Source organism: Bordetella hinzii LMG 13501, from assembly GCF_001548475.1.
Lineage (GTDB): Bacteria > Pseudomonadota > Gammaproteobacteria > Burkholderiales > Burkholderiaceae_B > Bordetella > Bordetella hinzii.
Genome location: NZ_LRUJ01000017.1, coordinates 18,945 through 38,725 on the forward strand (window position 1 = coordinate 18,945; position 19,781 = coordinate 38,725).

Consider the following 19,781-nt stretch of genomic DNA (forward strand, 5'->3'; position numbering starts at 1 on the left):
GTTAGCGGCGGGTCAGCAGCACTTCGACGAACTCGCCGGCGCCGCTGGCCCCGTCCAGCGCCTGGGCCAGCACCACCTCGGTGCTGACCTCGTCCTCCCCGGGCACGGTGGCCACGATGGCGCGGCCCTGGGCGTCGCTGACGATGTCATCGCCCAGGCCGATGGCGCCGCCGGACTCGATCACGGTGGTGCCGATCACATCGACGGCCAGGTCGTCGCCGTCCAGGGCGGACGTGGTGGACACGCCCAGGGCCTTGGCGCCGGCGGCGGTCACCTGGGCGCCACCGAACCCGACGAAGCGGCAGGCGGCGACGGCGCCGGCAGCGGTCACCGTCAGGGTCAGTACAGGGGTTTTCTGGCTCATGGCGTTACGCTCCTTTCCGCTGGACGGCGCGCACGGCCGTCACGTAGTCGCACTTGTGGGACTCCTGATAGGCCAGGGCCTGCTGGTGCAGACGGGCCTTGTCGGGGTCCACCTGGTAGCCCTGGGGGGCTTGGAAGGTGCCCGCCTCGGGCAGCTCCTCGGCGCGGCCGCGCTCGGCGTAATCCACCGATTGCGGCAGCTCCTTCAGGAAGCCTTCCAGGAAGGCGCGGGCGCTGGTCTTGGTGCGGGTCGCCCCTTCGCCGAACTCCAGCGGCTGCTCGGCCTCGTCGCTGGCCATGAAGGCCACCAGGCCGTCGCGGTGCCGGGGCAGCACGCGCCCCTCGGCCACCAGCTTGTCCACCAGCTGCACGCTGGTGGCCGCGCGCTCCTGGCGCTCGCGCTCGGCGAACGCCGTTTCCTTCTTGGCGATCTCGGCCTCGCGGTCCTCGATCTCCTTCTGTTTGCGTTCCAGTTCCTGCTTGTCCACGTCGGATACCTCCTGGGTAATGGTTGATTTGGTGGGGGATTCACGAAAAGCCGGGCCGGGCTTCGCCGCCTCGATGTCCTCGACGGCCCAGTCGGGCAGCACCCGGTCGGCAACCTCCAGCCCCTCTTTGCCGATCAGGAAGTCGCGCAGCGCCCGGAACAGGCGCTGCACGGTGCCGGCGCGCACTTCGCCGAACTCCAGTTCCACCACGTCGCCGGCGTCGGCGTCGGCGAACTCGACCTGGCGCAGCCCCTTGACCGCCGGCGGCTGGGCGCCCAGGAAACCGACGTGCCGCAGATAGAACACGCCGGGCACGGGGTTGTTGGGGGAGCCGGGCCGGTAGAAGGCGGCGGACACCTTCTTGAAGCGTCCGGCCTCGACCAGCTCGGCGAATGCCGGCTCGACCTGGTCGGGTTCGGCCTCCAGGGATTCGCCATAGCGCAGGGACTTGACCCAGCCGTAGGCCGGGCCGTCGTGGCGCGGGTGGCCCACGACGATGGGCGCTTCGTGCTTGGCCGGGTCGTAGGCGGCAGCGCTGGCACGCAGCTGCGCCTCGGTGAACCCGATGGTTTCGCCCGACATCGCGGTATGCGTGCCAGGCCGGAAGATTTCGATTCGCTGCATGTGGCCTCCGTACTCGTGGAAGCCAGTATCTCGGGACGCGCGCCGGCGCATCAGGTGAAGCACTTCACCGGATGGCGGATTGGGGGGATGGGGGAGCGGCGCAGGCGAATGCCGGCCACCCGCATATCTAACCACCGGACAGGTCGGTCGGCAACCTGTTTAAAACCCGTTTAACGGCCCGCAGGCGCGTTTAAGGGGTCCAGGGTGGTGCAACGGGGCATGTCAGGCCCCAGAACGGCCGTTTTGGGCCTCCTAGGCGGGCCGCTATCTGGCCTCGGGCGGCAGGGCGTGGCGCACCAGGATCTCCTCGATGACCTGGCGGTCTTCCTTGGACAGGCCCAGGTACGGCCGCGCGGGGATTTCCACCTGCTGGACCAGGGCAAACGCCTTCTTGGGATTGCCAATGGCCAGACGCCCGCCGTTCTTGGCCCGAATGATACCGCCCAGCTGGTGGATGGCGCCGTATATCTTGTTGGTGCCTTGCTCCAGGACGCCGTCGCCGACCTGGTAGTGGATGGAGCCGCGCAGGCCGGCGCCGCCCGTCTCGGTCAGGATCTGGTCATTTCGCTTGTTGGCCAGCGTGAAGGCCGTCAGCGGCTCCCAGGGGTTGCCCGCCGGGTCGGTCTCCGACCGGAAGCGCTCCTCGACCGATCCCTGTAGATGCTCGCCGATGTCGAACAGGGCCGGGCGGGTACTGCCCATGTTGCGCACGATGCGCTCCAGCACGTCGCCGACCACCTGGTCGCGGATGTCCACCTCCAGCTGGATGCCTGCCATCGTCTAGTCCTCCAGGTCGCCCGGGCGCCGGCGCAGGGCGGCCAGGATCTCGGTCATCATGGCATCGGCCAGGATCTCGGGCAGGCCGGCGCGCTTGCGCTCGACCGTCTCGCGGGTGCGCTGCGCCACGGTGCGGCCAGGCGCATAGTTCCAGCCCGGATCAATGCCCTCGGGCACCTGCTCCTGGCGCGCGCCAGTCGGGTCTTGCCAGGGCGTGCGCCGCACCGGCGGGGCCGTATCCGGCCCGGCCTTGCCCAGGCGCCGCAGATCCGCATCGCCCACCGCCACCACCTTGCAGCTGCACCCCCAGCCGTTGGGCGGGTAGTGCTCGTTCCACCAGGGGTCATCGGCGCGCAGCACCATGCCATCCCAGGCCAGATGCTCGGGCCGGGGATCTTTGCTGCCGCCGTGCAGGTAGCGCCAGTACGGCCGCACCCGCAACAGGTCCGGGTCGGTCAGCTGGGCGTGGCGCCCGGCCGCGTAGGCGCTGCGCAGGTTGGTTTCGTAGATGACGCGCGTGCGCCAGCCACGCCCGCCGCGATAGTCCCAGCCGGTCTTGGCCACCGTCTCGTCGAACCGCTCCCGGAACCTGGCCAGCGTCGTGCCCTGGCTGATTGCCTCGTCCACGGCCGCGCGCAGATCCTTGAGCAGGTCCGCCTTGGCCGCGCCCGCCACCATGAACGCGGTGTCGTGAGCGTCCTTCCACACGTCCGTCCAGCGCCCGCTGGGCAGGTTGATCTTGTTGCGAAAGAAGGCGATGGCCTCCTGAAACGGCAGGTCGCGGTACTGGACGGCCATTTACTCCCCCTCGGCCACATCGGCCCGGCCGGCCAGGGCGGCCGCCGCAATGGCCCGGCGCATGACCACGGCCAGCTGCTCGCTGGGCATGTCGGCGTACAGGCTGTACAGGCCGTCGCGGATCTCTTGCAAGCTGCCGGCGTTGGCCACCAGGCGGCGCACCGGCTCCATCAGCGCGGCCATCGCCGGCTCGGCCTCGCGCTCCAGGCGGTCGGTCATGGTGTCGGCGCGCAGCCGCACGCTGTCGTCGCCCTCGGCAAAGCCGAAGGGCGATGTGGCCGCCGGCGGCGGGCGGTTGTCCACCTCCCAGCCCTCGCCGTAGTGGTCCTGGACGTAGCGCAGGGTCGGGCGGTAGCCCAGGCGGGACACGCGCTCGTCGCGCTCGGACAGGCGGTTCAGATCCTCGGGCTGCTCCATCTTGCGCCACACGCGCGGCGCGGCCGCGCCGGGATAGTTCCACTCGGTCAGCCAGCGCGCGACGCCCGCGTTGAATGATTCGCACAGCACGTCGGCGTCGGCCTTGGTGATGTCGTCGCGCACGTCGCCGGCCATGTCCTCGCCGCCCAGCCGGCCCGGCGCGCTCTCGCTGGAGCCGGTATGGCCCAGGGTCACCTTGGCGATGGCACGGTCCATGCGGTCGTACAGCTCGGTGTAGTCCGCCGTGCCCGACCTGGCCGCCTCGATCAGCTCGATGTCCATGCCATCGGGCAGCGCCACGCCCGAGTCGCTATGCACGGCCTGTAGGGCCTGTAGCAGCCGGTCCTTTTGCTGCTGGGTGGCCGAGCCGGGGTAGCGCCCCTTGGCGGTCGGCTGGCCGAACTTGTCCAGGAACACCAGCCACAGCCGCAACCCGTTGCGCTTGAAAAAGACCGGCCAGTACAGCCAGTGCCCCAGGCCCTGGCCATAGGGTTCGTCGTCGTGGTCGGCCCCGGTGGCAAACGTCCAGAACTTGCGCCCCGGCAGCAGCTCGCCGTCGGGCTGGTTGGCCGTGAGCATGCGCAGCCGGCCGGCGCCGTCGAAGCGAAAGCGCCGGCGGTTGCGCACCTTGATGGCCTCCAGCGTCACATGCCGGCCGTCGCGGCCGTACATGCACTCGCCCACGGCGTAGCCGTAGAAGACGCCGTAGTGCATGCCCATCGTGGTCTGGTCGAACTTGATGTTGTTCAGCTGCTCGCGCAGGAAGTCGGCGGCGGCCTGGTCCTGCGCGCTGGTGCCGCCCGGCTGCACATCCCAATCGGCCGATATGACCGCCAGCTGGCGCTGCTGCCAGGTGGCCTTGACCTGGTCGTCGCGCAGCAGCTCCTCGTACAGGCGCAGATCGCTATTGCCCCGGCTGCGCAGCACGGTGTCGGACGGCTGCAGCAGTTGCAGGGGCGAGACAAACCCGCGCGTGATGTCGCGGCCGTCCATCGTGGTGGCCACTTCCTGCATGATTGGTTTTTCGTTGTCCGGCTTCTCGTTCTCGGTCGCCATCTAGAACCCTCCCATATCCAGCGAGCCGCTGACGGTGCCCCAGCCGGTATCCGTGATGCGCCCCACGTCGGCCTCCACGGCGTAGCTGTTGCGCTTGACGCCAGTGCTCATAAAGTCGATTTCCCGGTCGGCGGGATTGGTGGCGGCGAAGTTCATCAGCGCGCCCGCGATGGCCCCGTCGCCGTGGCGCACCAGATCGGCGTCCTTCAGATCCTTGCGCTCGATCTTGGGCACCATCGGGATGCCGTCGATGTACTCGACGGCGCGATGGTCATCCTCCAGCGATGCGTCGCGCGGCAGGGCGATGAAGCCGTCCTCGAACAGGCCGATGTACTTGCTCATCCACTGGCCGTACCAGGCGCGCGACAGCACTACCTCATGCACCGGCCCGCCGTAGTAGGCGCCCGTGTCCTCGTTCAGTTCGGCCCGCCCGTAGCGGTCGCCGGTGTACTCCATCAGCGTCTGGCCAGGGCCGGACGCATCGCCCGCGAAGGTCCAGCGTTCCAGTCGGTCCAGCAAGCGCCACAGGATTTGCTCCTGCTGCCGGGTCGGCGCGTTGGCCATTTCGATCAGGAACGGCACGTCGCGCGCCAGCTCGGTGGTGATGCGCGCCGGCTTGATGATGGAAAAATGCCGATGCCGCGCAAAGTCCATGCCGACCGCCCAGCGCCCAGTGAAGCCTTCCATCGCGGCATCCAGCACCGGCGCCAGGTGGGCCGCCATCCACTTCTCGCACCACGCCTCGCGCTCGGCCTCCGAGCGCCGGGGGAAGTCATCATCGAACACCAGGCGCAGCACCGGCCGGACCTCGGGCATGGCCCGCTCCAGCCACACGGTCGGGATGGCCGTGCCCTGGCCGTCGCGCGGGATCACGTCCAGTTCCTCGCGCATGGCCGCCTTACGTGGGCCGTAAGCCGCGCGGATGCTCTCGTACCAGTCGCGCTTGCCCTCGGGCGTGGCCGGCCGGCCAGCCATGAAGCACACGCGCTCGTACAGCCCGTTGCCGACCGCATCGTCAAAGCCGATGCGGATCACGCCGGCCTTCTTGCCGTAGCGGCCGGCGCGAACGTCGCTTACCAGCTCGTTGAAGGCGTTTTTCTTGCCCCGGTGCGTGGACCACACGCGGATGCGCCCGCCCCAGATCAGCAGGGCCGTGGCCGACTCCAGGACGTGCGCCACGTTCTTGTGCAGGGCGGCCTCGTCGATGTTGACGAAGCCTTGTAGGCCGTGGATGTTCTCGGGCCGCGACGACAGGGCCGTGACGCGAAAGCCGCTGGCAAAGCGCACGCGGAACGCCTGGATCTGGCGGCTGCCGCCGTCCGGCAGCTGGTCCTCGAAGATGTGCATCTCGATGCGGCTGGCCTGGCCGCGCGCCACGATCTGCGCGAACTTGCCCACGTAGCCGATGTACTCCAGGCCCTTCTCGCGGGTGTCGGCCATGTACCAGATGTTCGCCCCGCCGGCCTCCTTGGCCGTGGCCGCCGTGATGGTGTCGGTCAGGGCCTGGGCGAAGGTGATGCCGGTGCGCCGGCCCTTCTCGCACACGGCGATGTCCAGATCCTGCTGCATCCGAATCCAGGCCGATTGATGCGCCATGAGCACGCCCTCGGCCATCGGATTGAAGTCGGCCGGGATGCTGCGCACGTTCTCGGGCAGCTCGTCCCACTCGACGATGCGTTGGGTATCGGGCAGCGGGGCCAGGGTGTTTTCTGCCATCGCTACATACCCATCAAGACTTGTTCGCGCCAGAACTTGGCGTCCTCGGCATTCAGGCCCTTGGCCACGGCCGCGTCCTCGACGCGCTGCGCGGCCGCCTCCAGGGCCTCGCGGCGGACCTCGCGCGCCCATTTCTTCTGTCCGAGGCTCATGCGGCCGATGTCGGCCAGGGCGTGCGTGACGGTGGCCATGTACTTGGCCGCCTTGTCCGGTTCGTGCTCGGCGTTGCGCAGGGCGATGGTGATGCGCAGCAGCTGCTCCTGGACGATGCGCGCGGTGGCATCGACCAGCGACCCCCGGCTGTCGTCGTCGTCCTCGGTGAACGCGCGCGCCATTTCGGTGGTGCGGCGCACGTCGCCCATAGCCAGCTCGAACTCCTGTTGCAGATCCTGCCCGTACCGCTGCATGGCCGAGCGCGACACCTGAAAGCCCCGCTCGGCCAGCCAGGCGGCCAGGCCCTCATAGCCCTGGAATCCGTTGCCGACCAGGCGCTGGTTCAGCTCGTCGCGGACCTCGGGCGGTAGGTCATAGACCTTGCTGCGCTTGGGCATGTCACACCCCCGGGCGCGGCCGCGCCACGCCGGGGACGGTGGCCCGGCCGGCGGCCGCATCGCCGCCGCGCACGGTCAGCGTGACGATCCAGCCCGCGCGCGGCTGCTGCACGATGACCAGGCCCTGCTCTTGCAGCCAGGCCAGATCGCCGTGCAAGCGGTCGCGGCTGACGTTGTGCGCGTAGGCGCCCACCAGCTCGTCGTTCAGGCTGTACTCGTTGGTCGTGTACTCGTTGCGCCGCGACAGAATGCGCAAGATCGCCAGCCGGCGACCCTCGGTTTCAAAGTCCTGATAGCTCATCGTCTTACTTCTCCCTTCGCTCCTGCAGCAGGTAGTCGTGCAGGCGATTCAGCAGGTTGGTCGTGCCCACCAGCTGCGCCGACACTTCGGCCAGCTTGCGGTTGGTCTGCGCCACCTCGGCGCGCAGCGCGTCCAGGTCGGCATAGCCGGGCCTGCTCTCCAGCGTGTGCTCGACGCGGTCCAGGCGCTGCTGCACCTGCGTGACCCGGTCATCGACCCGGTCGATAGCGTCCGTGGTGGCGCGGCTGCGCCCGGTCCACCAGACGTACACCGCGATGGCCGCCGTAATGCCCGTCTGCAATACGTCCCAGAACAGGCGCGCCGCGCCCCAATCAACCCCTTCCATCAATACCTCGCATGTTGTGCCTGCCGTTTCTCATGGGCGACCTGGCAACCTACACACCGCACCGCGCCAGGCAGCACCGCCAGGCGTGCCGGTTCGATGACATCGCCACAGTCCAGGCAGTTGCCATCCACCGAGCCGGGCGCGTCCTGGCGCATCCGGGTGCGTAGCGCTTCCAGCGACGCCGCGCGTTCTTCTTCAGCGAGCCGGGCCGCCAGCTCGTACTGCTGCTCTGTCCACACAGTCCATACTCCAGGCCCGCACGGCCGCGACCTTTTCCCAGCCACGGGTGCCCCAGCGGTGCAGTTGCTCGATGTACGCCGCCACGGCGCGCTGGCTGTACGTGCCGGCCGGCCTGTCCGGCTCGGTCTCCGGCTCGGTCTGCCCGGCCGGGGTCGCGCACAGCACCGGCGCCGGACCGGCCGGCGGCATCGTCGGCGCCGGTGCGACCGCACAGCCCGCCAGCCCGGCCGCCACACACGCCAGGACCACCAGGCGCGCGATCACGGCAGCGCCTCGATGGTCCGGCGCAGCACCGGCGCCACGGCGCCGTCGTCGGCGTCAGGCGCGGCCCGGATGGATTCGCGCAAGGCGCGGTAGGCGTCCTCGCGCCTGGCCAGCTTGTCTTGCAGCGCGACGGTGGCGGCCTCGGCCTGGCGGCGCTCGTCGGCCAGGGCGGCCAGATCGCGGCCGCGCTGCTCGGCCGTGCCGCGCCATTGGTCGCGCTCGCCGCGCACCCGGTCGGCCTCGGCCTGCGCGGCCGTCGCGTGCGACTCGGCGCGCTGCACCGCATCCTCCAGGCCGCCGATCTGCCACTGGTGCCACGCCCACAGGGCGGCCAGCGCCAGCAGGGCCAGAACCGTCGTATTGCCCAGCAGCCAGCGCAGGCCGGCGGTGATGGCCTTCAGCATGGGCGCGCCCCTTGCCATCCGGCGGTGCGGTAGATCGGCTCCAGCTGCAACAGGATGCGGCGCACGTATTGCCGGTTCTCGCGCTCGGCCCAGGCCGCGCGCGCGGTGTGCAGCTCGACCTGGCCGAACCAGACGCGGGCGTCACCGCCAGCCTGGCGCGTCAGGCGCTGGTCGCGCTGTAGCCAGCCCAGCCCGCCGTTGTAGGCCGACAGCGTCATGGCCCAGTGCTGGCACACGTCGGCCGCGTCGATGCGCTGCCAGTGCCAGCGGTTGTAGCGGGCCTGCGCACGCATGGCCCAGCCGGGCGAATACGGCGCGGCCTCGCCCAGGTCGGGATAGATGGATGCGATCCAGGCGGACGTGTCGGGCATGAACTGCGCCAGCCCTTGCGCGCCGGCGCCGCTGGATACGCCAGGGCGCCAGGCGCTTTCCTGGTGGATCTGTGCGGCATGGACAGACACCGGCGCGTCCAGCCCCCACTCCTGTTGCACGATGCGGGTCAGCTCGCGCTTGTAGCCGTCGGCGGCGGCCGGGATGGCCTGCGCGTACACCGGCCCGCCGCAGGAAAACAGCAGCAGGGGCAGCACCAGGGCCGCCAGGCGGGCGAACAGGTGCGGGCGCGCCACGCTAGACCCCCAGGCCCAGCGCCAGCACGGCGGCCGCGATGATGACAGCCCGGCGCATCATGCACCAGCAGGCCACGTTCCAGGCGACGCCGTCGCCGCCTTGCTTGGCGGCCTCGACCACCGCGCCGGGGCGGGCATAACAGAAGATGCCCCGGTCGATCCAGTAGCCCAGGTACGCGCCCAGGCACAGCTTGGACAGACTCCAGATCAGCACGCCCAGCTGGTGCGGCGCGATGACGCCCACCACGGTGGTGGTCAGCAGGGCGCCCAGCAGCCAGGGCCACAGGCGCAATCGGTCGAAGAAGGTATGTTTTTTCATGCCCCGCAGTGTGCGGGGATGGGCGGCTGCGGATTAGGTGAAGCGGTTCACCCATGCAGCACTAAGGCAGGCAGGCGACAGGGTAGCGCGTACCGACGAAAACGTCTAGAACAGCCAGAATTGCGACACGTCGGCCGAGTCCTGCGCGGCGCCGGCATCGTCCTGGTCGCCGTTGGCCAGGATGGTGTAGACCTGGCGCATGGTTAGTCGGTAGCGCAGCGCCAGCTCGCGGATGGATGCGCCGGCCCGGCGCTCGGCGCGGATGCGGCGGTCGCGCACCACGCGCATGCCGGCCAGGCAGCGGGGCACGTCCAGCGTATCGGTGCCGAAGCGCTCGACCAAAGCCCGCGCCGCGTCCAGGCCCATCCATTGCGCCAGCGGGTGTTCGCCGTCGATGCGCTCGGGCACGTACACGCGCGTGCCGCCGGCGCGCTCGACCAGCGCCATGGCCGGCGCCATGCCGACCGCGTCGATGACCTCGGCCAGCGATTGCGGCAGCAGCTCGGCCTCGATGTAGTAGCGGTCAGCCATGCCGCACCGCCTTCTTGCTGGCCAGGCGCTCGACCAGCTCGCGCAGCCGGCGGCTGTTCTGCTCGCGCTCGGCGCGCGACACCTGGGGCGCGGCCAGCTTCATGGGTTCCGGGCGCGCCGGCAGCAGTTCCAGCAGCGCGCGCGGCGCAGGCCAGCGGTCCACCTGGCGCGTCAGGCGCAGGAATGCCTCGGCCAGGCGCGGCGCGTCCAGATCCTCCTGCCAGGCCACATTGGCCGACCACAGCGCGCGCACCCACACGTCCTCGGTGTAGGAAATGACCTCATGGCTGGGCGCGCCGGGCAGGTGCAGGACCACCAGCGCGGCCAGGCCGGTGCTGATTGACCGATAGAACCACTCCGGCACGTTCGCCTGGTCAGCCATGCCCCCTCCTGCCCAGCGCCGCCAGGGCGGCCGCCGTCTTGCTGGCCGGGCGCGCCGGGGCGGTCGCCTCGCGCAGCGGCTGCACGACGCCGGCGCCGCGCGCCTGCTGCGACTCGACCACGCGCTTGAGATAGTTGTGGTTCTTCAGCGGCCGGGTGTCCTCGCCCGTGTCGCGCTTGGCCCGGATGGCCTCGACCGTCTCGGACAGCGCCACGCCGACCAGCAGCGTGTCCTGGTGCATGGCCAGCACTTCACGCGCCAGGCGCAGCTGGCGCTCGTAGGCCGTCGCCCTGGACGGGCCACGGAACAGCCCCACGTAGGCCACCAGCGGCCGGGATACCTCGCGCGGCAGGTCGGCCAGCAGCGCCATCAGTTCGCGCAGCGCCTCGTCCTCGGCGATGTGCTCCAGGCTGAAGCTGGCGTGGCAGCAGGGGCAGCGGATGTCAGTGTTGGCCATCGTTTAAATCCTGTTTATCGGCCCTTGAACGGCACGACGTTTTCCAGCTCGCGCTGCTCGCGGCCGCTGGCGCGAAACGCCTGCCACAGCACCAGGTGGCCGGGGCAGTAGTGGACGTTCGGGGCGACTTCGTAGGCGTGGCTGTCGCACAGCGGCAGGTCGCAGGTGCGGCCCTCGCCGACCGGGTAGTCGCACAGGTTCGTGCCGACATCGCCGCATTTCTCGGCCGCACAGTGCGGCCCCAGCTTGCCGCACAGGAAAAACTTGTCGCCGTTGGAAGTCAGGCCGGTATAGCAAGGCATCAGCGCACCTTCCTGTCCAGATCCGCCACCAGGCGGCGCAGCGTAGGCCGGTGGCGCATCCACCCGGCGCGCAGCGCGCGCTGCTCGGCCAGCCCCTCGCGGGTCATGCCCAGGGCCGCCAGGCGCTCGTCCAGCGCCTCCAGCAGGCCGCGCTTCTCCTGCTCGACATGCAGCGCCGCGATGACGCCGCGCAGATCCTCCTGCTTGCGCAGCCAGGCCACGCGCTCGATGCCGGTCTGCTGGCGGGCGATGGTGTCGGCGTAGGACCAGGGCAGCTTCATGTCGGCCAGGTACGCCTCGATCTTCTGCAGCATGGCCTCACGGTCCAGGTTGTGCGGCGTGCCGGGATGCTGCGCCACGCGCTTGCGCGGCGTGGCCTGGGCGCCGGCCCGGCGCAGATGGTCCAGCACGCGGGCGCGGCCGGCCGCGTCCAGCTCGCCCGCCGAAGTCTTGCCGCCGTGCTGCCGCAGCATGGCCCGGTAGTCGCTGTTCGGGTTCGGGTCGGTCGTGTCCATGCCCAGCGCCTTGGCGGCCATGTGGATCTTGGCCAGCTCGGCGCGGCAGCGGGCGCAGCCGGGTTTCGTCGTCTTGCGCGCAGCCATCATCGGGCGCCCTCGCTGGATGGCACGACGGGCCGCAGCACGCAGCCGAAGGAACGGCCGTCGGGCATGACGCGCACACGCGGCGCGCCGTAGAACGCCGTCAGATTGCACCGCTGCGGCAGATTGGCGGGCGGGTTGCTGCCGTAGCAGTAGCCGGAATAGTCCAGCGCCTGCCAGCGGTAGATGACCTCGCCCGGCTCCAGACTGGCGCGCAAGCCGGCGCCCAGGATGGCGCGCGCGTTGTCCCAGGCATGTGGCCGCCGCCTGAAGTAGGCCGCGGCCATCTGGTCGTAGTGGGCAAGCCTTTCCGGGCTATCCAGGAAGTCCGGCTCGGCCGCGATCTTGGCCATGTGGCGCTTCATATCCTCAAGCGCCACCAGGTCGGCCAGCGCTTCGCGCACCAGGTCGCGCTCGGCCCGCTCGCACACCTTCGCCAACACTGCCTGCTCGACGGCGCGGGCGTAGTCGAACGGATCGCTATGCTCGACGGAAAGATCGGTGATTACTTCGTCGGTCAGGACGGATTGATGGGCGTTCGTCACGGTCATGCCTCCCTGGCCACCAGGGCGGTGGTCTTGAGTGCGCGGATGTCCTCGGCGATTTCGCGGGCCGCGTCGGCCTTGTAGGTGGCCTCCAGGCTGCGCATGATGCCGATGCGGGCCTTCTTGTCGGCCACCAGCGCCGCATCCTCCAGCGCCGCGTCGCGCACGTCGTGGTCGTGATGGGTGGCCAGGCCCTCGGCGTAGCCGTTCTCATGGGCGCGCTGGACGGCATCGGCGACGCCTACAGCCTGGCGCATCTCGGCCTGGCTGCGGTCAAGCCAGTTCCCGCTGCTCGCGGGGGAAATGCTCGCCCCCAGCACCCACAGGAAGCAGCAGAAATTGGCCACGTCGCGCGGGTCGCCCTTCTCGACGTGCGCGCGCAGCATCTGCGACAGGACGGCCGGGTCGCATTGCTCCCAGCCGCCGCGCCCCTGGGCGCGCGCCGCCGCCAGTTTCTGCTTCATGGCGGACGCGAAGACATCGACCGCCACGTCGTCCGTGTGCAGGTCCACGTTGTGCTCGTCGGCGATGCGCTGGATCTCGGCCAGGCAGTCGGCCTTGCTGACCGGGCTACCCGGCACCGAGTAGGCGCGCAGGGCGTCGCGGATACGTTGGATTTGACCGTTCATGTGTTCAGCCCTCCAGCATGAGGGGCGCGGCAGCAGCGCCGACACCCTGGTGAAGTTGCACGCCCTGGCCAGCAAGATGGCCGGCCGCACGGTCGGCCCAAGTGTCGCCACGCGCTGCGCGTGGCTCGCGCGGCTTGAGGCTGCCCAGGTCGGGATGGTTCAGGGACATGAACGCTTCGATGGCCTTGTCCTGCTCATCGGTGCGCTCCATGTTCGACACGGCGCGGGAAGCCGCATGTGCCCAGCCCATGCAGAACGCATCGGCGCGCGCCCGCTTGTTCTTAGGGCCGCAGCGCTTGAGTTTGGCTGCGATGTAGTCCTTTCGCGCCTTGAACAGCAGGCGCAGCAGCACTTGCAGGGCATAGGCCGCCACGTCCACGTTCGGCGAGCAGCCGACCAGAAGCCAGCGCGGGCCATGAACAAAGCCGTTGCTGAATATCAGGCGGCAGCCGAAGGCATCGGCGACCATGCTGGCCGTCAGCGATTCGTGCATGGTGGGGTTGTCGGCGCGTGCCCGCACGGGCATTTCCTGGACGCTGGCGGCGGTGACCTCCAGGTCGGATATGCCGTGTTCACGCATGAGCGCCTGGGCCTGGCGCAGCGCGGCGGCGGCCTCGGCCGGTTCGGCCGAGCCTGCCAGCGCCATGCACTTCTGGATCTTGCGCAGGATGCTGTCTTTGTCCATAGTCACACCGCCGCCAGATCCAGGGCGACAGCCTGGTACTGCTCGCTGTCGCCGATGCGCTTGTAGACGCGGATGTACACGGCCGTGCCGGCTGTCTGGATCGAGTCCTTCAGCGCCTCCATCGCGCGCTGCCAGTCCTCATCCTTGATTTCCAGGCGCAGCAGCTCCAGCACGGCGGCCGTCTTGATCTGGCCCTTGCTGTCGGTGCGGAACGCCCGGTCCACCAGCACGCGGATGTTGGCGTTGGCGCCCTCGCTCCAGCGCGTGATGCATTGGTTGATAAGCGCCTTTGCCGCTTCCAGCTCCTCGGTGAAGCACACGCGCTCGGCGTAGCTGCGCTGCACCTTGTAGGCGCCGTCGTAGGTCGCGGCCGTCACATTGCCCTTCTCGCCGCCCAGCTTTACGCCGTAGCGGTCGCCCGCGATGCTGACCAGGTCGGCGATGTCTCCCAGGGCCTTCTTCTTGAAGGCGCGCAGCCTGGCGTTCAGTTCCTCGGCCTCGGCGGCCAGCTCGCGCGCGACCTGGTCGCGCATCTTGTCGTGCTCGCGCACCTGGTCCTCGGGGACCAGGTGGCCGGCCGCGTTGCGCATGTAGCCGGGGGGGATGGTGGTGTCGGTAGTGCTCATGGTTACTCCTTGGATGTGGTTGTGGTTGTCAGCAGATGCGCCGGGCGTGCGCGGGGCGGGCCGCATCCTGCACGCCGGGGCGGCAGCTGGGGCACTCGCCCGCGACCAGGTGGTGGTCCAGCTGCCCGCACCATTCGCAGATGCCGATCTCGACGGGGCGCCAGGCGCGGCCCTCGGGCACGGTGTAGGCCACCACCGCCACCCGGCCGGCCTGCTCCAACTGCAGCAGGGTGGCGCGGATCAGGTGCAGCGGCGCCCCCAGGTCGCGCGCCAAGCGCACGGCAGTGACCGGCTCCCGGTGGCGCTCCAGATAGGCGGTGACCTCCCGGACTATCGCCGGACGGCCCCACGCCTCGACGTACATGGCCATCGTCTTCAGGAAAGCCTTGCGGGTGCGGATCGCCGGGCCTTTCATGCCTTCACCTTGCGCGTGAAGAAGCTCAGGAAGGTGCGGCGATGGTGCCGCCGGTGGTGCAGCACTTCGATGGCCGCGCCGTTGCGCCGGGGCAGGTGCTCGATCTCCTGCTCGGCCCGGGTGGCCTCGGCGTCCAGCTGCTGCTGCACGCGCCGCTGTTCGGGCAGCAGCGGGAACGGCTCGAACTCCAGATGGTCGTACCGGGCCGGGTCGGCCAGGTACTGCTCCAGCGTCACGCCGTGGCGCTTCAGGTGCATGGCCACGTAGCGGTCGGCGTAGTGATTCAGGTAGGCGTCGCTGTACATCATTTCAGGGTCTCCTCGCGCCGTTCGCGCTTGCGTGCATCATGCTGCCCCCCCCCCCCGCACTTTCCGGGGTTCGGTGGCGGGCTGCTCGGCGGCGCCGGACACCCACACGATGGGCGTCTCGCCGTCGAACAGATCCGGGTGCATCGGGCCGTACTCGACCTGCTCGGGCTGGTGGCGGGGCTTCACGATTCGCCCCCCAGGTCTTGCCAGGCGTCGCGCACATGCTCGGCGGTCGGCCGGGCCGCGCCGGACGTGGCCGCGAACATGCTGGCCAGGCGCAGCGTCTGCGACAGGCCGCGCAGCGCGCCGGGACGCCGGCCAATGCCCAGGCACAGCTGGCGCGCCTCGGCGTCGTCGATGCGCCAGGCGTCCAGCAGCGCCAGCACGTCGGCATCCTTGGCGCGCGACAGGCGCACGCGCTTGGCCACGCGGGAAAACAGCTGCGCGAAGCCGACCTGGCGCTGGCCGCCGGTCAGCTGGCTGTACACGATCTCGTTGCCGACCAGGGCCAGGCCGATGCCGGCCGCGTCGTGGATGGACCGCACCGCATCCAGCGCGCGGTGCGTCAGGTGCTGCGCTTCGTCGATGACCAGCAGGCCGCGCGTCTCGCGCACGCGCTCCACGATGTTGGCCTCGATCACATGCACCGCGCCGGTGGTGCGGATGCCCAGCGTCTGCGCGATGCGGGTCAGGATGGGGCCGGGCGCCGACACGGCCGGGGTGGCGGTGACCACCCACACGTTGGGCGCGCGGCGCTGGTATTGCTTCAGCGCGGTGGACTTGCCCACGCCGGCGCCGCCGTAGATGACGGACACGGCCTCGGCCATCTGCGAGAACGACAGCGCCGACAGCACCGCGCGCGCCGTGGGCGTTTCCACCCAGCCCGGCGCGGCCGGCAGCGTGGCGGACACGGCAGCGGCGGCGCGCCGGCTTTCCAGCCAGCGGCGGATGTCCGCCTCGATGGCGGCCACGTTGCCCGTATAAACGCCGTTCAGCCATTGGCTAAGGCGCGCTTTACCGATGCCGGTCAGGCCGCTGATCTGCGCTTGGGTCAGATCCTCGGCCTGCATGATGGCCTTGACCTCGCCGATCAGCACGTCGTCGTGCGGGGCGCGGCGGGCGGTTTCCAGTTGCGTCACGTTTTGGTCCATCTGGTATGCTCCTGTTTGCTGGTTGATGGGCCACATGGCCCGTTTGCTACATGCCCCGCGCAGCGCCTACTGCGCGGGGTTTTTCATACCTGGCCGCGCTTCCATTGCTCCATCTGGCCCAGGATGAAGTCGTCGAAGCGGTGCCGCTCGGCGGGCATTTCTCCCTCTGCCTCGGGCACCACATCGCTGTTCGCTACCTTCTTGGCCGGCGCTTTCCAGGCGCCGCGCACCACATTGGTTTGCAGGGGCGTCTCGGGGTCCGGCTGGGGATCGGGCATGTAGTCGGCCGCTTCGATGGCCGACATGCGGATCTCGGCCTCGGCCATCTGCTTGGCGGCCTTCAGGCGCTGCTTGTGCTGTCGCCGCCATTCGCGGCCCGCGCTGGTGTCGCCGAAGCCGGCGGCCATCATGCAATCGGCCTGGCCGATGTAGCGGCCGTCCAACTGGTACAGATGCACGCATTCGTGCAGGCTGTCCGGGTCGAAGCGGACCACCACCTTGCGGCCGACGTGCTCGATCAGCGCGTCGCAGGCATAGCGGTTGCGCCCGCTCGGTCCCTTGCCGATGGCCAGCGCCACGCTGGCGTCGCGCTGCACCGTCACCGCCTCGGCGGCCAGCATCCACATGCGGCGCTGCGCCTCGGTGGCGCGGCGGATCAGGTGTGCGCTGCGCTCGTAGCTGTCGCGGAATGCCTGGTCGAACGACAGCTCGCCCGCGCATATCTCGGTGCGCCGGCCGGTGCGCGCATTCCAGGCGTCAATCTCGGCGCGCAGCACCTGCACGAACACGTCCCACTCGACCGCCGTGGACTGATAGTTTTCGGGCTTGGCCATGACGTTGGGGCCGGTGTAGGCGCCGGCGAACTTCGGGTGCTTGTCCACGTATTCGCCGATGCCGCCTACACCGAAGGCGCGCTCGACCGGCTTGGCCTGGCCGTGGCCCTTGCCGTTATGCACGCTGGTCCAGTGCAGCTTGATGCCCAGCTGCGGCATCAGGCCCACCGGGTCTTCCTCGCGGACCTTGAAGCGGTAGCGCGTTTGCACGCCGGCGGTCAGCCACTTGTTGGCCGCCGCGCGCGTGTTGTCGATAGTGGCGTGCTCGGGGATGCCGTAGCGCTCGATCACGTCGCCCAGGGCCAGGCGGATCATGTCGCTGTGCTCGGTGCGGTCCGTGCGGTAGCCGACGATGCGGCGGCTGTAGATGTCCTGCCAGAACCACGTCTTGGGGCGCCCGATGGTGCCGTCCGGGAAGCGGACGAACACGTTGTGCTGGTAGCCGTCGCCGTTGATCCAGGCCATCGCGTAAAGGTCGCGCACGGTGCGATGTTGCGACGGGTATAGCCGCATCATGGCGTGCTCGCCCTCGCGCTTGAGCACGCGCAGCGTGCGCGGTATCTCGTTCGCCCACCGGGTGACCGTGCGCTGGCTGGGAACCTTCCAGCCATGCTCGCGCGCGGCACGCACCATGCGGTCGTAGGCGGTGGCGATGGATGGCGCCTCGTCGCGCAACCATTCCGCCTTGAAGAAGTCCCAGGCGCGCTCGTCGCACTCCGCCTTGGCCGTGCATCCGCTGTAGGCCGGCACCAGCGCGGCCAGCCAGTCGGCCGGGTCCAGCCCGGCCACCAGCTTGGCCCAGCGGTACAGGGTCGCGCGATTCTCGCCGAACGCCTTGGCCGTCTCCTCGACGGCGCGCGACCGGCCGGTGCCGGCGGCCACCAGGCGCTCGACGGCCTGTAACGCGGACAGGCGCCGCGCGGCTTCATCCTTCAGGCTTTGCGGGCGGCGGTCGTAGGCGTCCCACAGGCCGGCGCGATCAGGCGCAGGCGCCGCCGGGCGGGCCGGGGCGACCGCCGGTGGCGCATCGCGCTTGAGCAGCGCGGCCTGGGTTTCGATGGGGAGTGATGGGAAGGCGTACTCGCGCCCACCGCCGCGCCCTGCGCGCGGCCGATTCTTCCAGCCGCCCACCTTGGCGCGATGATTGACGCCCTGCACCGTGGCAGGCATTCCGGGCAGGCCGGCAAGCTCCTGGGCTGCGAACCATTCGCGGGTCATGCGTCATCCTCCCCGCCGAACAGGTCCAGTTCGGGCGCAGCGCTTTTCCGCACGTTCTCGCGGTGACCGGCCAGCTGCATCATGGCCAGCGTCACGCCCTGTAGTACGTCCTCGGGCTTGGCCTCGTCGCGGTAGAAGCTGGTCAGCAGAGATACGGCGCTGTTCAGCGCGTTTTGCAGATCCAGCAGGTCGCGCTCGCCAGCGGCCCGGCCTGCTGGAATGTCAATCACCAGCTTTTGCGCGCTGACGGCGATGTACTGGGTGACGAACGTGGAGTCGCACGCGAACTCGAACGGGCGGATGCGCTTGCTGGGGATTGATCCCTCGCTCATCCACTTGTAGATCACCCATTCAGATACGCCGATCAGCTCGGCCACACGGGCGACCGAGCGATTGTGCTTATGCAGGGCGTAGTCCAGGCACAGGCGGATGGCCTCTTGCATGGTCGCTGCCTGGCGCGGCTTCCAGCGGCGGCGGCTCATTTGGACCCCCTCGCGGCGGACACATTCCAAACGCCGCCGGCGGCTGCATCTAGGCCGGAGTAGGCCCAGCATTTAATCTGTCCCCTTCCGAAGAACAGGAGCGCGATCATGTGCATAAGACCTCCTCCCTTATAGCTTTTGCGTTACTTGCTGGTGCAAGAACGCTATACTTTTCCGCGTAGCGGCTTGGCCAAATCTCGGCCGGGCTGCAGCCTATTGCTTCAGCGATGATGCGTTCGCCTTTCGGCCAATGACGGGACATGGCAGTGCCCAGCGTCGTGGGATTGGCGTAACCGTGGTGCTGGGCAAGCCTGCGCAGGCTCCATCCAGCCTTGCGTAGGGCGGCGACAATATCGGCGCGGTGCCAGTCTTTGCGTGCCGTTTTTTTTGGGCGCGTTTGTTCTCTCATGTGTGAAATTCTAGTCGTATAAGACTAGGAAATCAAGCGCAAAACGACTTTCAAGTTGTCGTTTTCAACTAAGAGGGCCGCAAAGTGTAAAAACTAAAGGGAATTCAATGGGTTATGTCTAAGATGAAAGCGCAAGATACGCGCAATTCCGATCTTTCAAGTACGAGATCGGAAGATGAAAATCAATTTGTTAGTCGTATGCGACTATGCGCCGAAAAGGCGGGGAGTGTTAATGCACTAGCCAGGAAGGCCGGGCTGTCGCAAAGCACCGTCCGGCGCTACTTTGAAAGCGGCGAACCATCGCGCCCGCATCTGGTGAAGCTGGCTGCTGCGGCCAACGTCAGCGTCGCGTGGCTGGCCAGCGGGGAAGGCGAGCCGGACAAGGCCCGGCCGAGCGGGAAGGCCGTCGGCGGCACCGGGGAAGAAGTAGCCGACCTGGATCTGCTGGAGCGCGTGTCGCGCTCGGCGTTTGAGGAACTACAGCGCCGAAACATCCAGCTGGAGCCGGCCGCGCTGGCGCGACTCGTCCGGGTGCTGTACCGCCACTTCGCAAGCCGACAAGAAATGCCGGATCACGCTACAGTAAGTAACATCATAGATTTAGCCGCGTACCGATAGCAGCGGCAGGGGCGGAAGGAGCGTATGAGCGACGAAATCGACTTAGACAAGGAGATACGGGAGATTCTGGAGCGTGGGCAGGCCGGCCGGGGCGCGCCTCTCATTCAGAGCAACATCATCATCGGCAATCGCGGGGTCGTCATCATCGGCGGCGACGGCAGCGTCCAGCAGCACACGCCCGCGCAGGACCAGCAGGACACGGCCGATAAGCGCCGCGCCTCATGACGGGTGTTTAAACGCCCCGTAACCTACATTTCCAGGGTGCAGGCGGCCGCCCGTTTAAACACCGCCGCCTGGGTTT

Annotated in this window: 32 protein-coding genes; 2 read left to right on the forward strand and 30 right to left on the reverse strand. The window is 68.9% G+C overall.

Translation table 11 applies throughout. The features are described from left to right. Position 1: 1 nt before the first annotated feature. The 30 genes from AXA74_RS12755 to AXA74_RS23920 form a co-directional block, all read right to left on the reverse strand. The gene (locus AXA74_RS12755) at positions 2-364 is read right to left on the reverse strand and encodes a capsid cement protein (protein ID WP_060833182.1); all 363 of its coding nucleotides are present in this window, start codon (positions 362-364) and stop codon (positions 2-4) included. Positions 365-368: 4 nt separating this feature from the next. Continuing rightward, complete coding sequence (locus tag AXA74_RS12760) at positions 369-1,475, reverse strand: hypothetical protein (protein WP_060833183.1); 1,107 nt, start codon at positions 1,473-1,475, stop codon at positions 369-371. Between the two features lie 264 nt (positions 1,476-1,739). Beyond that, positions 1,740-2,252, reverse strand: coding sequence for a phage virion morphogenesis protein (locus tag AXA74_RS12765; RefSeq protein ID WP_060833184.1), 513 nt, complete (start codon positions 2,250-2,252; stop codon positions 1,740-1,742). A 3-nt stretch (positions 2,253-2,255) separates the two neighbouring features. Next, positions 2,256-3,050, reverse strand: a complete 795-nt coding sequence (locus tag AXA74_RS12770; protein ID WP_060833185.1) for a phage head morphogenesis protein — start codon at positions 3,048-3,050, stop codon at positions 2,256-2,258. Then, entirely contained in the window at positions 3,051-4,523 is a 1,473-nt protein-coding gene (locus tag AXA74_RS12775) for a DUF935 domain-containing protein (protein WP_060833186.1), read from the reverse strand. Next, entirely contained in the window at positions 4,524-6,239 is a 1,716-nt protein-coding gene (locus tag AXA74_RS12780; protein WP_060833187.1) for a hypothetical protein, read from the reverse strand. A 2-nt stretch (positions 6,240-6,241) separates the two neighbouring features. Continuing rightward, positions 6,242-6,790 carry a DUF3486 family protein gene (locus AXA74_RS12785; RefSeq protein ID WP_060833188.1) on the reverse strand — a complete coding sequence of 183 codons (549 nt, stop codon included), beginning with the start codon at positions 6,788-6,790 and terminating at the stop codon, positions 6,242-6,244. Between the two features lies 1 nt (position 6,791). Continuing rightward, the gene (locus AXA74_RS12790; RefSeq protein ID WP_060833189.1) at positions 6,792-7,091 is read right to left on the reverse strand and encodes a VpaChn25_0724 family phage protein; all 300 of its coding nucleotides are present in this window, start codon (positions 7,089-7,091) and stop codon (positions 6,792-6,794) included. A 4-nt stretch (positions 7,092-7,095) separates the two neighbouring features. Then, the gene (locus AXA74_RS12795; RefSeq protein ID WP_060833190.1) at positions 7,096-7,437 is read right to left on the reverse strand and encodes a DUF2730 family protein; all 342 of its coding nucleotides are present in this window, start codon (positions 7,435-7,437) and stop codon (positions 7,096-7,098) included. After that, the gene (locus AXA74_RS24860) at positions 7,437-7,592 is read right to left on the reverse strand and encodes a TraR/DksA C4-type zinc finger protein (RefSeq protein WP_118993605.1); all 156 of its coding nucleotides are present in this window, start codon (positions 7,590-7,592) and stop codon (positions 7,437-7,439) included. Before AXA74_RS24860 ends, AXA74_RS12795 begins: the two co-directional genes overlap by 1 nt. Before the next feature lie 40 nt (positions 7,593-7,632). Beyond that, entirely contained in the window at positions 7,633-7,941 is a 309-nt protein-coding gene (locus AXA74_RS24385; RefSeq protein WP_060833191.1) for a flagellar basal body L-ring protein FlgH, read from the reverse strand. Beyond that, complete coding sequence (locus AXA74_RS12805) at positions 7,938-8,345, reverse strand: hypothetical protein (RefSeq protein ID WP_060833192.1); 408 nt, start codon at positions 8,343-8,345, stop codon at positions 7,938-7,940. The genes AXA74_RS24385 and AXA74_RS12805 overlap by 4 nt, the downstream gene beginning before the upstream one ends. Then, positions 8,339-8,971, reverse strand: coding sequence for a transglycosylase SLT domain-containing protein (locus tag AXA74_RS12810; RefSeq protein WP_060833193.1), 633 nt, complete (start codon positions 8,969-8,971; stop codon positions 8,339-8,341). Before AXA74_RS12810 ends, AXA74_RS12805 begins: the two co-directional genes overlap by 7 nt. A gap of 1 nt (position 8,972) precedes the next feature. Continuing rightward, entirely contained in the window at positions 8,973-9,290 is a 318-nt protein-coding gene (locus AXA74_RS12815) for a putative holin (protein ID WP_060833194.1), read from the reverse strand. A gap of 105 nt (positions 9,291-9,395) precedes the next feature. Then, positions 9,396-9,821 carry a Mor transcription activator family protein gene (locus tag AXA74_RS12820; RefSeq protein WP_060833195.1) on the reverse strand — a complete coding sequence of 142 codons (426 nt, stop codon included), beginning with the start codon at positions 9,819-9,821 and terminating at the stop codon, positions 9,396-9,398. Continuing rightward, on the reverse strand, positions 9,814-10,203 hold the full coding sequence (locus tag AXA74_RS12825; RefSeq protein WP_060833196.1) for a hypothetical protein: 390 nt from the start codon (positions 10,201-10,203) through the stop codon (positions 9,814-9,816). The genes AXA74_RS12820 and AXA74_RS12825 overlap by 8 nt, the downstream gene beginning before the upstream one ends. Then, on the reverse strand, positions 10,196-10,660 hold the full coding sequence (locus AXA74_RS12830; protein ID WP_060833197.1) for a hypothetical protein: 465 nt from the start codon (positions 10,658-10,660) through the stop codon (positions 10,196-10,198). Before AXA74_RS12830 ends, AXA74_RS12825 begins: the two co-directional genes overlap by 8 nt. Before the next feature lie 14 nt (positions 10,661-10,674). Next, on the reverse strand, positions 10,675-10,962 hold the full coding sequence (locus AXA74_RS12835; protein WP_060833198.1) for a hypothetical protein: 288 nt from the start codon (positions 10,960-10,962) through the stop codon (positions 10,675-10,677). Beyond that, the gene (locus AXA74_RS12840) at positions 10,962-11,564 is read right to left on the reverse strand and encodes a gp16 family protein (RefSeq protein WP_060833199.1); all 603 of its coding nucleotides are present in this window, start codon (positions 11,562-11,564) and stop codon (positions 10,962-10,964) included. The genes AXA74_RS12835 and AXA74_RS12840 overlap by 1 nt, the downstream gene beginning before the upstream one ends. Next, positions 11,564-12,112: a hypothetical protein gene (locus AXA74_RS12845; protein WP_060833200.1), complete on the reverse strand. Its 549-nt coding sequence runs from the start codon at positions 12,110-12,112 to the stop codon at positions 11,564-11,566. Before AXA74_RS12845 ends, AXA74_RS12840 begins: the two co-directional genes overlap by 1 nt. Continuing rightward, positions 12,109-12,735 carry a hypothetical protein gene (locus AXA74_RS24680; RefSeq protein WP_060833201.1) on the reverse strand — a complete coding sequence of 209 codons (627 nt, stop codon included), beginning with the start codon at positions 12,733-12,735 and terminating at the stop codon, positions 12,109-12,111. The genes AXA74_RS12845 and AXA74_RS24680 overlap by 4 nt, the downstream gene beginning before the upstream one ends. A gap of 4 nt (positions 12,736-12,739) precedes the next feature. Continuing rightward, positions 12,740-13,420, reverse strand: a complete 681-nt coding sequence (locus AXA74_RS12855) for a DUF7168 domain-containing protein (RefSeq protein ID WP_060833202.1) — start codon at positions 13,418-13,420, stop codon at positions 12,740-12,742. Positions 13,421-13,422: 2 nt separating this feature from the next. After that, the gene (locus tag AXA74_RS12860; protein WP_060833203.1) at positions 13,423-14,046 is read right to left on the reverse strand and encodes a DUF3164 family protein; all 624 of its coding nucleotides are present in this window, start codon (positions 14,044-14,046) and stop codon (positions 13,423-13,425) included. 28 nt (positions 14,047-14,074) lie between these two features. After that, positions 14,075-14,461 carry a hypothetical protein gene (locus AXA74_RS12865; RefSeq protein ID WP_060833204.1) on the reverse strand — a complete coding sequence of 129 codons (387 nt, stop codon included), beginning with the start codon at positions 14,459-14,461 and terminating at the stop codon, positions 14,075-14,077. Continuing rightward, positions 14,458-14,769, reverse strand: a complete 312-nt coding sequence (locus AXA74_RS12870; protein WP_060833205.1) for a hypothetical protein — start codon at positions 14,767-14,769, stop codon at positions 14,458-14,460. Before AXA74_RS12870 ends, AXA74_RS12865 begins: the two co-directional genes overlap by 4 nt. 36 nt (positions 14,770-14,805) lie before the next feature. After that, positions 14,806-14,955 (reverse strand): hypothetical protein, encoded by a 150-nt coding sequence (locus AXA74_RS24175; protein ID WP_155680867.1) that lies wholly within the window; start codon positions 14,953-14,955, stop codon positions 14,806-14,808. Further along, positions 14,952-15,920: an AAA family ATPase gene (locus AXA74_RS12875; RefSeq protein ID WP_060833206.1), complete on the reverse strand. Its 969-nt coding sequence runs from the start codon at positions 15,918-15,920 to the stop codon at positions 14,952-14,954. The genes AXA74_RS24175 and AXA74_RS12875 overlap by 4 nt, the downstream gene beginning before the upstream one ends. Before the next feature lie 83 nt (positions 15,921-16,003). Next, entirely contained in the window at positions 16,004-17,971 is a 1,968-nt protein-coding gene (locus AXA74_RS12880; RefSeq protein ID WP_060833207.1) for a transposase domain-containing protein, read from the reverse strand. Continuing rightward, a complete protein-coding gene (locus AXA74_RS12885) occupies positions 17,968-18,414 on the reverse strand; it encodes a hypothetical protein (protein ID WP_232019811.1) in 447 nt (148 codons plus the stop codon). Before AXA74_RS12885 ends, AXA74_RS12880 begins: the two co-directional genes overlap by 4 nt. Positions 18,415-18,559: 145 nt before the next feature. Next, on the reverse strand, positions 18,560-18,862 hold the full coding sequence (locus AXA74_RS23920) for a helix-turn-helix domain-containing protein (protein WP_081093937.1): 303 nt from the start codon (positions 18,860-18,862) through the stop codon (positions 18,560-18,562). Positions 18,863-18,985: 123 nt separating this feature from the next. On the opposite strand from AXA74_RS23920, the gene AXA74_RS12890 reads away from it, so the two are divergent. Both AXA74_RS12890 and AXA74_RS12895 read left to right on the forward strand, forming a co-directional pair. Next, positions 18,986-19,480: a helix-turn-helix domain-containing protein gene (locus tag AXA74_RS12890; RefSeq protein ID WP_060833212.1), complete on the forward strand. Its 495-nt coding sequence runs from the start codon at positions 18,986-18,988 to the stop codon at positions 19,478-19,480. 24 nt (positions 19,481-19,504) lie between these two features. Further along, positions 19,505-19,705, forward strand: coding sequence for a hypothetical protein (locus AXA74_RS12895; protein WP_060833209.1), 201 nt, complete (start codon positions 19,505-19,507; stop codon positions 19,703-19,705). Positions 19,706-19,781 lie beyond the last annotated feature (76 nt).

Coding starts and splice junctions, on each gene's coding strand:
- AXA74_RS12755 (WP_060833182.1), bottom strand. CDS start 364: ATGAGCCAGAAAACCCCTGTACTGACCCTGACGGTGACCGCTGCCGGC.
- AXA74_RS12760 (WP_060833183.1), bottom strand. CDS start 1,475: ATGCAGCGAATCGAAATCTTCCGGCCTGGCACGCATACCGCGATGTCG.
- AXA74_RS12765 (WP_060833184.1), bottom strand. CDS start 2,252: ATGGCAGGCATCCAGCTGGAGGTGGACATCCGCGACCAGGTGGTCGGC.
- AXA74_RS12770 (WP_060833185.1), bottom strand. CDS start 3,050: ATGGCCGTCCAGTACCGCGACCTGCCGTTTCAGGAGGCCATCGCCTTC.
- AXA74_RS12775 (WP_060833186.1), bottom strand. CDS start 4,523: ATGGCGACCGAGAACGAGAAGCCGGACAACGAAAAACCAATCATGCAG.
- AXA74_RS12780 (WP_060833187.1), bottom strand. CDS start 6,239: ATGGCAGAAAACACCCTGGCCCCGCTGCCCGATACCCAACGCATCGTC.
- AXA74_RS12785 (WP_060833188.1), bottom strand. CDS start 6,790: ATGCCCAAGCGCAGCAAGGTCTATGACCTACCGCCCGAGGTCCGCGAC.
- AXA74_RS12790 (WP_060833189.1), bottom strand. CDS start 7,091: ATGAGCTATCAGGACTTTGAAACCGAGGGTCGCCGGCTGGCGATCTTG.
- AXA74_RS12795 (WP_060833190.1), bottom strand. CDS start 7,437: ATGGAAGGGGTTGATTGGGGCGCGGCGCGCCTGTTCTGGGACGTATTG.
- AXA74_RS24860 (WP_118993605.1), bottom strand. CDS start 7,592: ATGCGCCAGGACGCGCCCGGCTCGGTGGATGGCAACTGCCTGGACTGT.
- AXA74_RS12805 (WP_060833192.1), bottom strand. CDS start 8,345: ATGCTGAAGGCCATCACCGCCGGCCTGCGCTGGCTGCTGGGCAATACG.
- AXA74_RS12815 (WP_060833194.1), bottom strand. CDS start 9,290: ATGAAAAAACATACCTTCTTCGACCGATTGCGCCTGTGGCCCTGGCTG.
- AXA74_RS12820 (WP_060833195.1), bottom strand. CDS start 9,821: ATGGCTGACCGCTACTACATCGAGGCCGAGCTGCTGCCGCAATCGCTG.
- AXA74_RS12825 (WP_060833196.1), bottom strand. CDS start 10,203: ATGGCTGACCAGGCGAACGTGCCGGAGTGGTTCTATCGGTCAATCAGC.
- AXA74_RS12830 (WP_060833197.1), bottom strand. CDS start 10,660: ATGGCCAACACTGACATCCGCTGCCCCTGCTGCCACGCCAGCTTCAGC.
- AXA74_RS12835 (WP_060833198.1), bottom strand. CDS start 10,962: ATGCCTTGCTATACCGGCCTGACTTCCAACGGCGACAAGTTTTTCCTG.
- AXA74_RS12840 (WP_060833199.1), bottom strand. CDS start 11,564: ATGGCTGCGCGCAAGACGACGAAACCCGGCTGCGCCCGCTGCCGCGCC.
- AXA74_RS12845 (WP_060833200.1), bottom strand. CDS start 12,112: ATGACCGTGACGAACGCCCATCAATCCGTCCTGACCGACGAAGTAATC.
- AXA74_RS24680 (WP_060833201.1), bottom strand. CDS start 12,735: ATGAACGGTCAAATCCAACGTATCCGCGACGCCCTGCGCGCCTACTCG.
- AXA74_RS12855 (WP_060833202.1), bottom strand. CDS start 13,420: ATGGACAAAGACAGCATCCTGCGCAAGATCCAGAAGTGCATGGCGCTG.
- AXA74_RS12860 (WP_060833203.1), bottom strand. CDS start 14,046: ATGAGCACTACCGACACCACCATCCCCCCCGGCTACATGCGCAACGCG.
- AXA74_RS12865 (WP_060833204.1), bottom strand. CDS start 14,461: ATGAAAGGCCCGGCGATCCGCACCCGCAAGGCTTTCCTGAAGACGATG.
- AXA74_RS12870 (WP_060833205.1), bottom strand. CDS start 14,769: ATGATGTACAGCGACGCCTACCTGAATCACTACGCCGACCGCTACGTG.
- AXA74_RS12875 (WP_060833206.1), bottom strand. CDS start 15,920: ATGGACCAAAACGTGACGCAACTGGAAACCGCCCGCCGCGCCCCGCAC.
- AXA74_RS12880 (WP_060833207.1), bottom strand. CDS start 17,971: ATGACCCGCGAATGGTTCGCAGCCCAGGAGCTTGCCGGCCTGCCCGGA.
- AXA74_RS12885 (WP_232019811.1), bottom strand. CDS start 18,414: ATGCAAGAGGCCATCCGCCTGTGCCTGGACTACGCCCTGCATAAGCAC.
- AXA74_RS23920 (WP_081093937.1), bottom strand. CDS start 18,862: ATGAGAGAACAAACGCGCCCAAAAAAAACGGCACGCAAAGACTGGCAC.
- AXA74_RS12890 (WP_060833212.1), top strand. CDS start 18,986: ATGAAAGCGCAAGATACGCGCAATTCCGATCTTTCAAGTACGAGATCG.
- AXA74_RS12895 (WP_060833209.1), top strand. CDS start 19,505: ATGAGCGACGAAATCGACTTAGACAAGGAGATACGGGAGATTCTGGAG.